Genomic DNA, 13,317 nt, shown 5'->3' with positions numbered 1-13,317 from the left:
AAAGTCTACGTAAAGGCCAGCAAGTCATGGCGCTTTTGCAAAGCAAGGGAGGCAACTTAGTCGGGAAAAGACTCCGGCGTTGTTGTTGGGCGGCAGGGTTTGGCCTGGTGCTTCTCTTGGGGATCCCCGCCTACCCTCAGCCTGCCCAAAAGCCAGCCTCAGCCGCCCTCGTGGGTTCCGACTCCCGTTGGGCCCGAATTCGGGCGCGGGGCCGTCTGCGGGTTGGCCTGGATCCCAGCTTGGGCCCTGCCTACCTCTACACCGACCTGGGGCGAAAAACCTACGCCGGCTTTGAGTGGGAGATCCTCGAGGCCATTGCCCAGACGCTAGAGGTGCGGCTTGAACCTGTCTACATCCCCTGGAGCCAGCAGTTGACGGCCTTGCAGGCGGATGAGGTGGATCTCATTTGGGGAGCGCGGGAAGGCCTGGGCCTGGATTCGCAGCAGTTTCTCGCCACCCGACCCTACTACCTCAGCCCCCAGCGCTTGGTGGTGCGGGATCCTGGGCAAGGGGAGCCCCCTATCCAGTCTCTGGCCCAGCTCTTTGGCCGCAAGGTGGGCATTGTAGTCAATAGTACGGGAGCAGCGCTGTTGGAAGCCTACAACGAGAGGCGGGGCAACCCCATCCGGCTCTTTGCCACCAGCAACCCCGAGCGCCTGTTTGCCCAGCTCCAGGCCGGCCAGTTGGATGCGGTGCTCGTCGATCAGCCCGTGGCTGTCCTGGGCCTGCGGCAGGCGGGATCCCGGCTGCGCCTAGTGGGGCCGCCTCTCTTCCCCATACCTTTGGTGGGAGTGGTATCCTCGCAGCACCCTTCCTTGAAGGAAGCGGTGGATGCAGCGATTGCAACCCTGGCCGAAAATGGAACTCTGCAGCAAATCTTGGAGAGGTGGCAACTATGGGAGCCAACGCTGATGTCCCCCGCATTGACCGGGGGCTAGCCCGTTACGAGACTGACCACTTTGCCATCCTGGGCGTGCCCCTCACCGCCGACCCCAAGAGGATTCGGCGCGGCTACCTGCAGGCGGCCAGGGCCCTGCACCCGGATCGCTTTGTCGGGGATCCGGAAGGGGCAGAGCGGGCCAATGTCCTCTTTGCCAAGCTGGTCAACCCGGCCAACGAGGTGCTGACCAAAGAGCGGGAGCGGTCGGAATACGAGGCTCTGCTCAAGCTGCGCATCCAACGGCTACTGGAGTCGCCGCCTGCAGATCTCTGGCCTACGGGAGAGGCAGTCAAAGGTTTGGCCGAGTCTCCCAACTGGGAGGAAGAGTATGTCCAGCGGGTGGAAAAGCTGGCCAAAGAGCAATACAGCTCCCTGGCCACCCTGCTGGAGAAAACCGAGCAACTGAGCGAGCTCAACCTGGCCTATCTGTTGCTCAAGGCTGGCTACAAGGCAAGCCCAGCTCCTGCCCCTAAAACCACCCCCCTGGGCGGGATCCCGACCAGCCCCCCAGTTCCGCCGCCCCCTTCTCCTGCCGCCCCGCCTCCACCTCCCCAACCCAGTCCTGCCGAGACCCGCTTCCTGCAGGCGCTGGACATGATTGAGCGCAAGCAGTACCGGGCTGCCATCCAGTACTTAAACTTTGCCATCAGCGCCCAGCCCAACGTGGCCCGCTACTATCTGCACCGGGGTATTGCCCACCTGAAGCAGGGCAACGCCGGTATGGCCAAGGCTGACTTTCTGCAGGCCAGTCGCCTAGAACCCAACAACGCCGAGTTGATGGCCGAAGTGCGCCGCTGGCTGCAGCAGGTCACCACCCAGCAGCCGGTTCCCGTTTCCTCGGCTAGCCGTCAGACCTCCCAGCCCCAAAAAGTGGTGCCGCCCTCCCGCAAGGGAGAAAGCGGTGGCTTCTGGAGCCGCCTCTTCGGCATCTTCGGCAAGAAAAAGTAGGCTCAGCTCCCTTCAGGAAGCGCCTGCCAGCACCAGCAGCGTGACCAGGGATCCCGTGTTCCAGAGGCTGTGGAGCAGGATGGGGGCTAGCAGGTTGCGGCTGTGGCTGTACACCACTCCCAGCACTACCCCCAGCATGGTCAAGGGCAGCAAATCGGCAAGGTTGAGGTGAGCAACGGCAAAGGTGAAGGCGCTTAGAGCAATGGCAGCCCCCATCGGCAGGTAACGGCTCAGCGTCGGCAGCCAAAAACCCCGAAACAGCACCTCCTCAAAAACGGGGGCACAGACAGAGACCACAGCTAGAAATAGCAACCGCGCCCCCCAGCCGTGGCTCTCCAAAAGCAGCGGCAAAATGGGGTTGCCGCCCCCCGCCTGCGGCAGCAGTAGCTGCGACAGCGCCGCCGCCAGCACCACCAGCGGTAGGGCCGCCCCGTAGCCGCACAGGCCCCAGAGCAGCCAAGGACCCCCTAGGCGCACCTGCAGCACTTTTTGCCAGCCTGGGTAGGCACGTAGGAGCCAGGACAATAGCCCTGCCCCCAGCAAAGCCCCAGAGTTGTAGGTGAGAAACAGGATCGCTCCTTGGTGCCAAGGGCTAAGCTGCTGGGCTTCCAGGCCAAGGAGGGTGGTGTAGAGTCGAGGCACCAAGGCGTTGAGGAGAAGAAACCCCAGGAACCATCCCGTTAGCACTGCCTGCGCCCCGATCCCTGGCCAAGGCACCTCCCAGGGAGGACCCACGAGAGAACGTTGGCGCCAGAAGCTCCAGCCCAGCCAGCCCACTAGGAGGATCAGCCCCAGCAGCGCCCCCAGCAGGGGGATCCCGCCCACCACCGCCAGTCGGAACAAAGCTGCCAGAGCCAATTTTTCCTGCTGCTGGTTAAGGGCATTGAGGCTGTCGCCGCGCTGTTGTAGCCGGTAGAGCTGCTGCAGGGCCACCGCCTCAAACCAGCCGTCCAGGTGGTTGTGGAGATGTACCTCGGCCTCTGGCAGGATGCGCCGCGGCGTCCCCCATAGCCCCTGCAAGACCTGGGCCGCCTCCTTTTGCGGGGATTCCAACTCGAAGGGACGGCTGGGATCAACCACCTGCTGCCACTGCCGGTGGGCCGCCTCCAGATCCTCCTGGTAAGCGTAGAGCAAGCCCAGGCGCAGCCGTAGCCCGTCCAGCTCTGCCTGCAGCTCCTGGACAGAAGCCAGGAGAGCGGGATCCCCTGTGGACCCTTCGCCCCTCGTCTCCAGCCCTGCCACCCGTTTCAGGCGCTGTAGGCGCCCGGCGTAGTTGTCGGCCACCTGCTGGTAGCGACTGCTAGCTACCTTGAACACCTCCTGATCCAGCAGAGCTCGGGCCAGATCCTGATAGCGAGGATCGTCAAGGGTGCGGGCAGCCTGCAGGGCAAGATCAACTTGCAACAGGTCCAGCTTCGTTTGCAGCGGCGGCTGGAACCAACTGCTGGCCAACGCAAGCCCAACAATGACAAAAGCCAGCAAGCTGAGCAGGTTGAGGAGCCCCCGGCGAACAGAAAGCCAACCGAAAAAGGGATCGACAAAAGCCGTGGCTTCAGAGGGAGACATGGCAGCAACAGCGGCAACTCCAGCGGCTTATATCCTAGCTTCTCTTGGCCTCAGCCGACTGAAGGAGTCAGCGTCGCTCCAGCCAATAACGGTAGATGGGCAGCCCCAACTGCAGACACTGCCACTCCCGCTCAGTAGGAATGCCAAAGGGGTTGTCATCGAGGGGACCCTGGTAGGGATTCCAAAACTGCGGATGCTCCAGGAAACGAGCGACCATCTCCTCGGCAACTTCCTGCACGTCCGACTGCAAGAAAACAGGGCTGCCCGGTTGCAGCAGCAGCGCCAGATCCGCCACCAGTTGGGGCTGGACGATCCGCCGCTTGTGATGGCGCTTTTTAAACCAGGGATCCGGAAATTGAATGGTGACGCGGCTAAGATCCCCGGGAGCAAACAGATGCCTTAGGGAGACGTTGATGTTGGCAAACAGGAAATAGACATTGTCCAGCCCCAGCTCGTCCCGCCAGGCATTGGCCCGCTCCACCAGCGGCTGCCGAATCTCCACGCCCAAAAAGTTCCAGTCGGGCTGTTCCTGAGCCAGGCGCAGCAGAAAGCGCCCACTCCCGCTGCCGATATCCAAGTGAAAGGGCTGTCCCAGCCGCCGATACACCCGTTCCCAGTGGGGTGGGGAAGCAGGCTGTTGGTACTGAGCCTGCAGGGGGTTGACGTGTTGCCGCAGCCGTTGGCCAAGCCCCTTTTGCAGCGGGAGGTCAGCCCAGGGGGGAGAAGAAGAGCCCTCCTTGGGTTGGCTTCTAGGACTCCTAGGACTGGGCCGTTGCACTTCTGTTGCCATAAGCGCCAGCTTCGGCTCTTGCAGAGGGAACCCTCCGCCAGGGGAAATCTAAGCTACCTAAGCTACCACTGGATACTGTCAATGACCTGCCGCAAGATCTGGGCCGAGCGGTGCAATTGCTGCTGCTCGCTCTCGGTAAGGGCCATGACTAGCGTGCGCTCCACCCCTTGCCGTCCAACGACCCTGGGCAAGCTAAGGCAGACCTCCGGCAGGCCGTACTCCCCCTGGGTGAGGCTGCTCACGGTTAAAACCCGCCGCTGATCCCGCACCAGCGCCTGGACAATCTGCGCCACCCCTAGGCCAATGGCATAGCTCGTGGCCCCTTTGCGGCGGATGATCTCGTAGGCGGCGTTGCGCACCTGCTCGAAAATATCCCCCAAGTGGGCGGGATCCCAGGCCGGCGAAAGCTGGCCAATTGGCGTGCCGGCGATATTGACCTTGCTCCAGACGGCCACCTCGCTATCCCCATGCTCGCCGATGATGTAGGCGTGCAGGCTGCGCGGATCCACCCCCAGCCGCTGGGCCAAAAGGTAGCGAAAGCGGGCCGTATCCAAGACCGTTCCCGACCCCATCACCTGCCTTGGCGGCAGCCCCGACAACTTCAAAGAGACATAGGTCATGACATCAACGGGGTTGCTCACCACGAGGAAGATGGCTTCTGGACAATGCTCCATCAGGGCCGGGATCAGGCTTTTGAAGATCTCGACGTTGCGGTGGACCAAATCCAAGCGGCTTTCTCCAGGCCGCTGCTTGGCCCCTGCCGTTAAAATCACCACATCAGACCCGGCGCAGTCGGCCAGCTCCCCTGCCCAGATCCGCGTCGGCTCGACAAAGGGGATCCCGTGCACCAGGTCCATCACTTCCCCTTCCAGCTTGGCGCGGTCGATATCGTGAAGAACCAGCTCGTCTAGCGTGTTTTGGATAACCATCGCGTAGGCACAGGCCATGCCCACTTGCCCAGCGCCGATGATGGATCCCTTCAAAAGGCGACGGGAAGCCTGCTGCTTAGCCTGCTGCTGAAGGGGCGACGGAGGTTGGTGCCCAGAGGCCGTCATGGCTTAATCCAAGACATGGGCAAAGCGACGGTAGAGAAAGTCGAGGGCAGAGTGGCGCAGCTCGTAAAACTCAGGCATTTCCAGGATACGGGAGCGGATGCGCGGTCGCTCGAAAGGAATGGTCAAGATCTCGCCAATACGAGCAGCAGGGCCGTTGGTCATCATCACCACCCGGTCTGATAGATAAAGAGCCTCGTCGATGTCATGGGTAATCATCAAAACCGTGCAGCGGTGATCCCGCCAAATGGCTAGCAGCTCATCCTGGAGCTCTTCCTTGGTGATGGGATCCAAGGCCCCAAAGGGCTCGTCCAATAGCAGCACTTCAGGGCGAACGGCCAGAGCGCGCGCAATGGCCACCCTTTGCTTCATGCCGCCAGAAAGCTGCTTGGGCCGCTTGTGGGCTGCTTCGGCCAAGCCCACGAGTTCCAGGTGTTCCTGAACGATTTCCCTTTTCTCTCTGGGGGATTTATCAGGATAGACCTGATCCACCACCAGATAAACATTTTCAAAAGCTGTCAGCCAAGGCAAAAGGGAATAGTTCTGAAACACCATCATCCGATCCGGCCCTGGAGCAGTGATGGGCTGGCCCTTGAGGGTAATGGACCCGGACGTTGGAGCAGAAAACCCGGCCACCATGTTGATCAAGGTGGACTTACCACAGCCGGAGTGGCCAATAATGCAGACGAATTCCCCGGCAGCTACTTCCAGATTGATGTTTTCCAAGGCAACAAAAGGCCCTGCCGCAGTCCAGTAGGTCTTGCCCACATTCTGAAGACGCAGAAGAGGCAGCCCTGCGGCAGAAACTGTTGAAGACAACGGCGAGGAAGATAGGCGAGAGCGGGTCATCATGGCGTTTTCGGGTTGAGTAAGGTAACAAAAGCTAAACTTCGCTAAGCCGGTAGTTCTGCAGCTTCGGCTCCTGCCCTATGGCCACCGACTCCAGGTAGGCAATGGGATCCTCGCCATCAAAGCGAGATCCATCGCCAAAGAGCAAAGCTCCACGGTCGTGGGCCCGATCCGGCAGCCCCAGGTCGCTGGCAGCTAGGGCATAGGTCTTGTCGTCTAGCACTTGCTCGAGGACGGAAACCCAATTGCGAGGAAAAGCGCAGAGGCCCCAGCGAGCCATTTGCGTCAGGATCCAGAGGTGCTCCAATCTTTCCGGACAGGTGTTGCGCCCGTTGGCAAACTGATGGAAACCGACAATCACTTGCGACTCATCGGCAATTCCCCGCTGCAGGACACCCCTCCACCCCGGCTGCAGATCCTCCAGGGCCGCGCCCACATACTGGGGCTGAGCCAGCCACCCCAAGATCTCAGAACGGTGCTGCGGCTGATCGCAGTAGTGACAAGCCTCCAGTAGTGCCTTGACCAGAGCCACGTGGGTGTGGGGGTAGCTTTGGGCCCAGTCCTGGCGCACTGTTAGGACTTTCTCGATGTGGCTGGGCAAGATTTCGGGAGTGGTGGTGACGATGAACCCCAGCCCTTCCCTAACGGCGCGGGAGTTCCAGGGCTCGCCCACGCAGTAGCCATCGATGTTGCCGGCCTTGAGGTGGGCCACCATCTGCGGCGGCGGGATCACTGTCAACGTGACGTCGCGATCCGGATCCACCCCTCCGCTGGCCAGCCAGTGCCGCAACAAGAAGTTGTGCAGGGAAGCTGGGTGAACCACCCCCAGGGTAGGGACGGCCTCTGGGGTTTGCCTTAGGTAGTTGCCAAGATCCCAGGGGCTAAAAACCCCCTGCAACAGAAGTCGACGCCCAAAGGTAATGGCGCTGCCGCCGCGGGAGAGGGTTAACGAGGTTACCAAAGGCACCGGCACTCCCCCCACTCCCAGAGTGGACGCCAACGGGATCCCGGCCACCACCACAGCCGCATCCAGCCGACCGGAGCGGATCCCTTCCCAGATGGTTTTCCAGCCCGGCTCCCGCACCAGGGTGACCTGTTCCAGACCGTGCTTTTGAAACAGGCCTTTTTCTTGGGCCACCACCAGCGGGGCGCAGTCGTTGAGGGGCACAAAGCCAATTGCCAAGTTGACTTTTTCCAGCCCCCCCTTGGCAATGGCCACGCGGGTGAGAGTTTTCTGGCGGGCCCGCTTTTGCTGGTTGAGAAAGTAGATCATCTCGCCCCGCAGGCTGTAGTACTCGGGGTGATTCACCACTTCCAGGCGGTGGCGGGGGCGGGGAAACGGGATTCGCAAGATCTGGCCGACGCGGGCCTCAGGGCCATTGGTGAGCATCACCACTCGATCTGAAAGCAAAAGCGCCTCGTCCACATCGTGGGTCACCATGACGCAGGTGAGCTGCTCGGCCTGGGCAATCTCCATCAGTTGCTCCTGCAGGCTGCCGCGGGTAAGGGCGTCCAGGGCCCCGAACGGCTCATCCAACAGCAGCACCCTGGGGCGAATGGCCAAAGCCCGGGCAATGGCCACCCGCTGTTTCATCCCCCCCGACAGATGGGCCGGGCGCTTGTCGGCTGCCCCCTGCAGCCCCACACGCCGGATGTGCTCTTCCACAATCTGCTTCCGCTCCGCTTTGGGAAGGGATCCCAGCACCTCGTCTACGGCTAGAGCAATGTTTTCCCGCACCGTCAACCAGGGCAGCAGGGAATAGTTCTGAAACACCACCATGCGATCCGGCCCGGGATCCGTCACCTGCCGGCCCTCCAAGAGAACACCGCCCCGGGATGGCTTCTCTAAGCCGGCAAGGATATTGAGCAAGGTCGATTTGCCACAGCCGGAGTGGCCAATGAGCGAGACAAACTCCCCTTTTTGGATCTCTATGTGGATGTCTCTCAGGGCAGGGTAGATCTCTCCATTGTCTAGGAGAAAATCTTTGTCTACATGATCAACTTCGATGTAGGGCTGGGTCTTCATAAGGCTACCTAAGGGATCCCTTGCAGTGGATTGTTGGGAGCAGGAAAACTTAGCCTAGTGATCTTCGCTCACCACTAGCGAGCCAATCCAAGCCGTGATGCGATCCAACAACAGTCCAACTAGGCCAACATAGACCAAGGCCAGAATAATCTCGCTAACGCGGGAGCTATTCCAGGCATCCCAAATGAAGAATCCAATGCCCACGCCGCCAATTAACATTTCTGCTGCCACAATAGCCAGCCAAGACAGGCCCACCCCAATGCGCAAGCCAGTAAAAATGTAGGGCACGGTTGCCGGGAAGACGATCTTGAAGAAATACTTCCAGCCAGACAGACGCAGAATTCTGGCCACATTGCGGTAATCCTGTGGGATTCGCTGCACGCCAGCGATGGTGTTGATCAAAATAGGCCAGAGGGCCGTGATGAAGATAACAAAAATGGCAGAAGGATTGGCATCGCGAAAGGCGGCCAAGGAAATGGGCAGCCAGGCTAAAGGTGGAACCGTGCGCAGCACCTGAAAAATGGGATCCAAAGCCTCGTAGAGCCAGCGGTTAACCCCAATGATCATGCCGCCCACAACCCCCACCAGGCCGGCCAGGGCAAACCCAATGAACACCCGCCGCAAGCTGGCCCAAATTTGCCAGAACAGCCCTTTAGCATTGCCGCCATAGTCAAAAAAGGGATCTTTAATGAGGGGATCCCAAGTGTCCTGCCAGACTTGGAGAGGTGTGGGCAGGTTGGCCCCGGGCCGGCTGTAGGCAACTTGCCAGAGAATGAGCAGGATTAGAATGGCCGTGGCGGGCAACAGAATGCGGCGCAGCACCTTGTAAACCTGAACCCGTTGCCGCCAAGCAAAGGTAGAGCTAGCGGGTGAACCAATGCCGGCGTTGGCCTGAAGAGCAAAACCTGGGCCAGTTTTCAGCAGCCATTGTCCTAGGCCAGCCAGTAGGGAAAGGAAGATCCGCAAGAGGTGGTAGCTCGACTTTAGGGCGGATTTGGGAAGTCTCATAGTCTACTAGGAGTGAGGTTGAAGTTAGCTTAGAGGGATCCCAAGAGAGAAGGGGTTCAACTTGAACACTCTAGGTAGAAGTTGGCGGATCCCTTCTCTCCTGGGCAGTTACCAACTCAGGCAAGTCAGCAAGTTAGGCCAGCTTCTTAATCGCCAACTTCTCCAGATAGGCGGCAGGATTTTCGGGATCGAACTTCACCCCATCGAAGAAGGTTTCCACGCCGCGGGAGGTGCTGGGGGGAATAGCAGCCTGCTGGCCAATGGCTTTGGCGGCCTCGCGCCAGAGATCTTCTCGGTTGACCTTATTCACCAAAGCTTTGGTATCGGTGTCAGCAGGTAGGTAACCCCAGCGGATGTTTTCGGTCAAGAACCAGAGATCGTGGCTCTTGAAGGGGTAGGAAGCACTATTTCGCCAGAACTTCATCAAATGGGGGCTGTTCTCAACAACCTTGCCGGTGCCGTAGTCGAAAGTGCCTTTGGCGCGGCCCAAGATATCCGCTACGGGAACCCCCAACCAGCGACGGTTGCTAATGATGCGGCACATTTCTTCTTTGTTTTCCATCTGATCGCACCAGATCTGGGCTTCTAGGATTGCTTTCAACAGGGCCAGGGTGGCTTTCGGGTGCGCATCCACCCAGTCGGCCCGCAGGGCAAAGGCCTTTTCCGGGTGGTTGTTCCATAGCTCGCCGGTGGTGAGGGCAGTATACCCCTCTTTTTGGTTCACCAGCTGGGCATTCCAAGGCTCGCCCACACAGAAGGCTTCCATGGTTCTGGATTTCATATTGGCCACCATCTGCGGCGGCGGCACCACAATGAGGGAGACATCGCGGGTGGGATCGATCCCGCCTGCCGCCAGCCAATAGCGCATCCACATGTCGTGGGTACCGCCGGGGAAGGTCATCGCGCATTTGGGCTCTTTGCCGGCTGCTCGCAACTCGGCAAACTTAGCTTTGAGGGGGGAACTATCCAAGCCAATTTTCAGATCCCGATATTGGTTGGAAATGCTGATGCATTGACCGTCGAGATTGAGACGGGCCAAAATGTACATAGGCACCGGCTTGCCATCGGTAACTTTGCCGGTGGTGATGAGGTAGGGCATGGGACTGAGAATGTGCGCCCCATCGATGCCGCCGGCGGCGGATCCCAGCACCAAGTTGTCGCGGGTGGTGCCCCAAGAGGCCTGCTTGACCACCTCCACGTCTTTCATGCCGTACTTGGCAAAAAACCCCTTCTCTTTGGCAATGATGAGGGGGGCAGCATCGGTGAGGGCGATAAATCCCAGCCTGGCTCGCGTGGTTTCTGGGGTATCAGCTTGAGCTACCCAGTAGCCCTGCCCCAAGGATTGGGATTGGGCGCGGGGGATCCCAGCCGTAGCTGCTCCAGCCGCAAGGGCAGCTGCCCCAGCCAAAAACCGGCGACGGGAGATGGGAGAGGAAGTGTTGAATAGCTTAGACATCACAACCTCCAAAATTTCGAACGACAAACTGCCTAGTAGGTCATCAAGGGGGAAGCAGAGGTCTGAGCAGCCGAGGGATCACGACGCGGCCTGGCCCCGAAGTGCTCAATCAGCAGCTCCACCAAGACGGGCTTGAGGTCTTCGCAAGGGATCCCTTGGCGCACGCATTCGCCCAGCTTGGCGTCTTTGCCCACTTCTCCTCCCATGTAGATGTCCACCGCCTCCACCGGCTTGCCGTTCTTGCGAACGGTGGTGCCCATGAGGCCAATATCGGCCACCTGGGGCTGGCCGCAGGAGTTGGGACAGCCTGTCCAGTGGATGCGCACCGTTTGAGGAATCTCCAGCTCGGCTTCCAGCTCTTCCATCAGGGCCACGGCGCGGTTTTTGGTCTCGATGAGGGCAAAGTTGCAAAACTGGTTGCCCGTACAGGACACCAACCCCCGCTGCAAGGGTCCCGGGTTGGGGGAGAACTTTTTCAAGAGCGGCTCTTGGAGAAGCGGCCCCACCCGCGAGTCGGGCACATTGGGGATGAGCACGTTCTGCTCCACCGTTAGCCGCAGCTCTCCGGAGCCGTACACCTCCGCCAAGCGAGCCAGCTCCCTCATCTCCGGGACGTTGAGCCGCCCGACGGGCACGTGCAGGCCTACAAAGTTAAGGCCCAGTTGCTTTTGGGCGTGTACTCCCAGCAGATCCCGCTTGTGCCAGACCACCTCGTCTTTTTCCGCCGCTCTGGGCAGAGGGTGGCCAATCTGCTGCTCCACCGCCACCCGAAACTTCTCCAGGCCCCACTCGTCAATGAGCCACCTCAGCCGCGCCTTTTGCCGGTTGGCCCGCAGGCCGTGATCCCGATAGACCAGCAGCACCGCCTCACATAGAGGAACCACATCGCGGGGATCTACCCAAACGTCCAGCCCGATGGCCTCGGCACAGCGGCGGGCCGAAAAAAAGCCTCCCACCAAGACGTTGAAGCCCAGCTTGCCCTCTTTGAAAGCAGGCACAAAAGCCAGGTCGTTGATCTCGGCATGCACCGAGTTGTCGCGACAACCGCAGATGGCGATGTTGAACTTGCGCGGCAGGTTGGTGAAGGAAGGGTTGCCCTCGCCGTTGTTGGTTACCATGTCCTGCACTTTGCGGGTGAGGCCACGCACGTCGATCAGCTCATCCGGGTCGATACCGGCCAGAGGGGATCCCGTGATGTTGCGCACGTTGTCCATGCCTGACTGGATGCTGGTCAGGCCCACCTCCTTGAGTTGCCGCAGAACCTGAGGCATGTCCTCAATGGGAATGCCCCGCAGTTGCAGGTTTTGCCGAGTGGTGATGTCGGCTACGCCATCTTGGCCGTAGGGGCGGAGGATCTCGGCCAACTTGCGCATTTGGCCGCTGGTCAGGATCCCATTGGGCAGGCGCAGCCGCAGCATGAACTGGCCAGGGGTGCGCTTGCGAAAGAAGATCCCCAGCCACTTGAGGCGGTGATCTCGGTCGTCTTCGGGGATGTTCTCCCAGCCCATTTGGGCAAAAGCTTCCAGCTCGTCCTTAACCGCCAGCCCATCCTTCTCGCTTTTAAGGCGTTCAAACTGGTTCGCCATGATCGCTGCCGTGGGATAACACCGCCTACCCTAGCGATGACGAACCATTGACTTTGGTATTTAGCGTTACATTTCTTAATGGGCTATGCGATTTCGGCATAGCTAAGTTGTGGTTTATGCATAGGAGAGGGGGATCCCCTTTCCCCTGCTAGGAAAAACAGCGTTTACTGCCCCTCTATCCCACCTTCAAAAGAACCCTAGCCAACTGCTCGCAGGCTGCCCTGATCTTCTCCAGGGTGCCGGGATTGACCAAGCCGTAGTAGTCAAATCCATAAACTTTCCCAGTTTGGACGGCTTGCAACCGATTCCAAAAGGGGCGGGAACGGAAAAACGCCAAGGGATCCGCCGCCTCCGGGTTGACCACCAGCAGAACTTCTGGGTTGGCTTCCAGGATGCGCTCTGCCGAAAGGGTGACGTAGCCCCGAAAAGGCCCTTGGCTTTGCAAAGTAGCGGTGAGATTGTCCGCGCCAAAGCGTTCCAGCAGATCCCCGGCCCAGCTTTGCCGGTTGGGAGAAAGAATCGGCTGGGTGCCCACCAAGAGCAAGGTTTTGGGTCGAACGCGGGGCAGTTCCTGGGGCAAAAGGGATCCATACTGCCGCAGCAAGGGATCGGGATCCGCCCCCAAAGCAGCAGCCAGGGTGGCAATCGTCTCTTCCAAAGCAGCCCAACTGTCCACGCGGGTGAGGTAGGTGGGGATCCCCAGCTCCTGCAGCCGTTCTGCCAGAGCCTCGTGAAAGCCACTGGCCCCCACCACCCAGTCCGGTTGTAGGGCCACAAGCTGCTCCAGGTTGGGTTGGTTGCCCAGCCCCAGGCGGGTCAAGCCTTGGAAGCGGGGATCCTCCTCCAACAAACGACTGGCAGGGATCCCCACCAACCTATCGGGGGCCAAGCGATAGAGGATATCGGCAGTCAAGGTGGTGAGGCTGACTACCCGACGAAAAGGACTCTGTCTTGCTGACAGGAGTGGCTCCTGAGGGATCCGACCTTGGGCTTGGGCCAAACGCCCCATTCCCCAGGCCCCCACGCTGGCCAGACCAAAGGCGAACAGTTGACGGCGAGAAAGACGAGACAGCATAGACAATCTCCAAAACAATTC

11 protein-coding genes are annotated in these 13,317 nt (G+C 60.1%); 2 read left to right on the top strand and 9 right to left on the bottom strand.

What is annotated here, in order from left to right; translation table 11 throughout:
* Positions 1-26 precede the first annotated feature (26 nt).
* Both NW808_RS06300 and NW808_RS06295 read left to right on the top strand, forming a co-directional pair.
* Positions 27-938, top strand: coding sequence for an ABC transporter substrate-binding protein (locus NW808_RS06300; RefSeq protein WP_414420649.1), 912 nt, complete (start codon positions 27-29; stop codon positions 936-938).
* Complete coding sequence (locus NW808_RS06295) at positions 896-1,888, top strand: DnaJ domain-containing protein (RefSeq protein WP_414420648.1); 993 nt, start codon at positions 896-898, stop codon at positions 1,886-1,888. The genes NW808_RS06300 and NW808_RS06295 overlap by 43 nt, the downstream gene beginning before the upstream one ends.
* A gap of 12 nt (positions 1,889-1,900) precedes the next feature.
* Here the strand turns inward: NW808_RS06295 and NW808_RS06290 are convergent, their stop codons facing one another.
* The 9 genes from NW808_RS06290 to NW808_RS06250 all read right to left on the bottom strand — a co-directional run bounded on the left by NW808_RS06290 (position 1,901) and on the right by NW808_RS06250 (position 13,296).
* Positions 1,901-3,454: a lysostaphin resistance A-like protein gene (locus tag NW808_RS06290; protein ID WP_414420647.1), complete on the bottom strand. Its 1,554-nt coding sequence runs from the start codon at positions 3,452-3,454 to the stop codon at positions 1,901-1,903.
* Between the two features lie 67 nt (positions 3,455-3,521).
* Positions 3,522-4,244 carry a tRNA (guanosine(46)-N7)-methyltransferase TrmB gene (trmB, locus tag NW808_RS06285; protein ID WP_414420646.1) on the bottom strand — a complete coding sequence of 241 codons (723 nt, stop codon included), beginning with the start codon at positions 4,242-4,244 and terminating at the stop codon, positions 3,522-3,524.
* A 62-nt stretch (positions 4,245-4,306) separates the two neighbouring features.
* The gene (locus NW808_RS06280; RefSeq protein ID WP_414410669.1) at positions 4,307-5,227 is read right to left on the bottom strand and encodes an L-lactate dehydrogenase; all 921 of its coding nucleotides are present in this window, start codon (positions 5,225-5,227) and stop codon (positions 4,307-4,309) included.
* A gap of 75 nt (positions 5,228-5,302) precedes the next feature.
* Complete coding sequence (locus NW808_RS06275) at positions 5,303-6,145, bottom strand: ABC transporter ATP-binding protein (protein ID WP_414420685.1); 843 nt, start codon at positions 6,143-6,145, stop codon at positions 5,303-5,305.
* 34 nt (positions 6,146-6,179) lie between these two features.
* A complete protein-coding gene (locus tag NW808_RS06270) occupies positions 6,180-8,171 on the bottom strand; it encodes a nitrate ABC transporter ATP-binding protein (RefSeq protein ID WP_414420645.1) in 1,992 nt (663 codons plus the stop codon).
* 54 nt (positions 8,172-8,225) lie between these two features.
* A complete protein-coding gene (gene ntrB, locus NW808_RS06265) occupies positions 8,226-9,179 on the bottom strand; it encodes a nitrate ABC transporter permease (protein ID WP_414420644.1) in 954 nt (317 codons plus the stop codon).
* Positions 9,180-9,312: 133 nt separating this feature from the next.
* The gene (locus NW808_RS06260) at positions 9,313-10,635 is read right to left on the bottom strand and encodes a CmpA/NrtA family ABC transporter substrate-binding protein (protein ID WP_414420643.1); all 1,323 of its coding nucleotides are present in this window, start codon (positions 10,633-10,635) and stop codon (positions 9,313-9,315) included.
* A gap of 32 nt (positions 10,636-10,667) precedes the next feature.
* The gene (locus NW808_RS06255) at positions 10,668-12,221 is read right to left on the bottom strand and encodes a ferredoxin--nitrite reductase (protein ID WP_414420642.1); all 1,554 of its coding nucleotides are present in this window, start codon (positions 12,219-12,221) and stop codon (positions 10,668-10,670) included.
* A 175-nt stretch (positions 12,222-12,396) separates the two neighbouring features.
* Complete coding sequence (locus NW808_RS06250) at positions 12,397-13,296, bottom strand: ABC transporter substrate-binding protein (protein ID WP_414420641.1); 900 nt, start codon at positions 13,294-13,296, stop codon at positions 12,397-12,399.
* Positions 13,297-13,317: the final 21 nt, after the last annotated feature.

This window comes from Synechococcus sp. W70.1, from assembly GCF_047461515.1.
Classification (GTDB): Bacteria; Cyanobacteriota; Cyanobacteriia; order Thermostichales; family Thermostichaceae; genus Thermostichus.
Note: the sequence above shows the minus strand (reverse complement) of the source record. Positions and strands in the feature narration are given on the sequence as shown.

What these genes read in the sequence shown, in the direction of transcription:
- NW808_RS06300 (WP_414420649.1), top strand. Translation starts at nt 27, where the DNA reads ATGGCGCTTTTGCAAAGCAAGGGAGGCAACTTAGTCGGGAAAAGACTC.
- NW808_RS06295 (WP_414420648.1), top strand. Translation starts at nt 896, where the DNA reads ATGGGAGCCAACGCTGATGTCCCCCGCATTGACCGGGGGCTAGCCCGT.
- NW808_RS06290 (WP_414420647.1), bottom strand. Translation starts at nt 3,454, where the DNA reads ATGTCTCCCTCTGAAGCCACGGCTTTTGTCGATCCCTTTTTCGGTTGG.
- trmB (WP_414420646.1), bottom strand. Translation starts at nt 4,244, where the DNA reads ATGGCAACAGAAGTGCAACGGCCCAGTCCTAGGAGTCCTAGAAGCCAA.
- NW808_RS06275 (WP_414420685.1), bottom strand. Translation starts at nt 6,145, where the DNA reads ATGACCCGCTCTCGCCTATCTTCCTCGCCGTTGTCTTCAACAGTTTCT.
- NW808_RS06270 (WP_414420645.1), bottom strand. Translation starts at nt 8,171, where the DNA reads ATGAAGACCCAGCCCTACATCGAAGTTGATCATGTAGACAAAGATTTT.
- ntrB (WP_414420644.1), bottom strand. Translation starts at nt 9,179, where the DNA reads ATGAGACTTCCCAAATCCGCCCTAAAGTCGAGCTACCACCTCTTGCGG.
- NW808_RS06260 (WP_414420643.1), bottom strand. Translation starts at nt 10,635, where the DNA reads ATGTCTAAGCTATTCAACACTTCCTCTCCCATCTCCCGTCGCCGGTTT.
- NW808_RS06255 (WP_414420642.1), bottom strand. Translation starts at nt 12,221, where the DNA reads ATGGCGAACCAGTTTGAACGCCTTAAAAGCGAGAAGGATGGGCTGGCG.
- NW808_RS06250 (WP_414420641.1), bottom strand. Translation starts at nt 13,296, where the DNA reads ATGCTGTCTCGTCTTTCTCGCCGTCAACTGTTCGCCTTTGGTCTGGCC.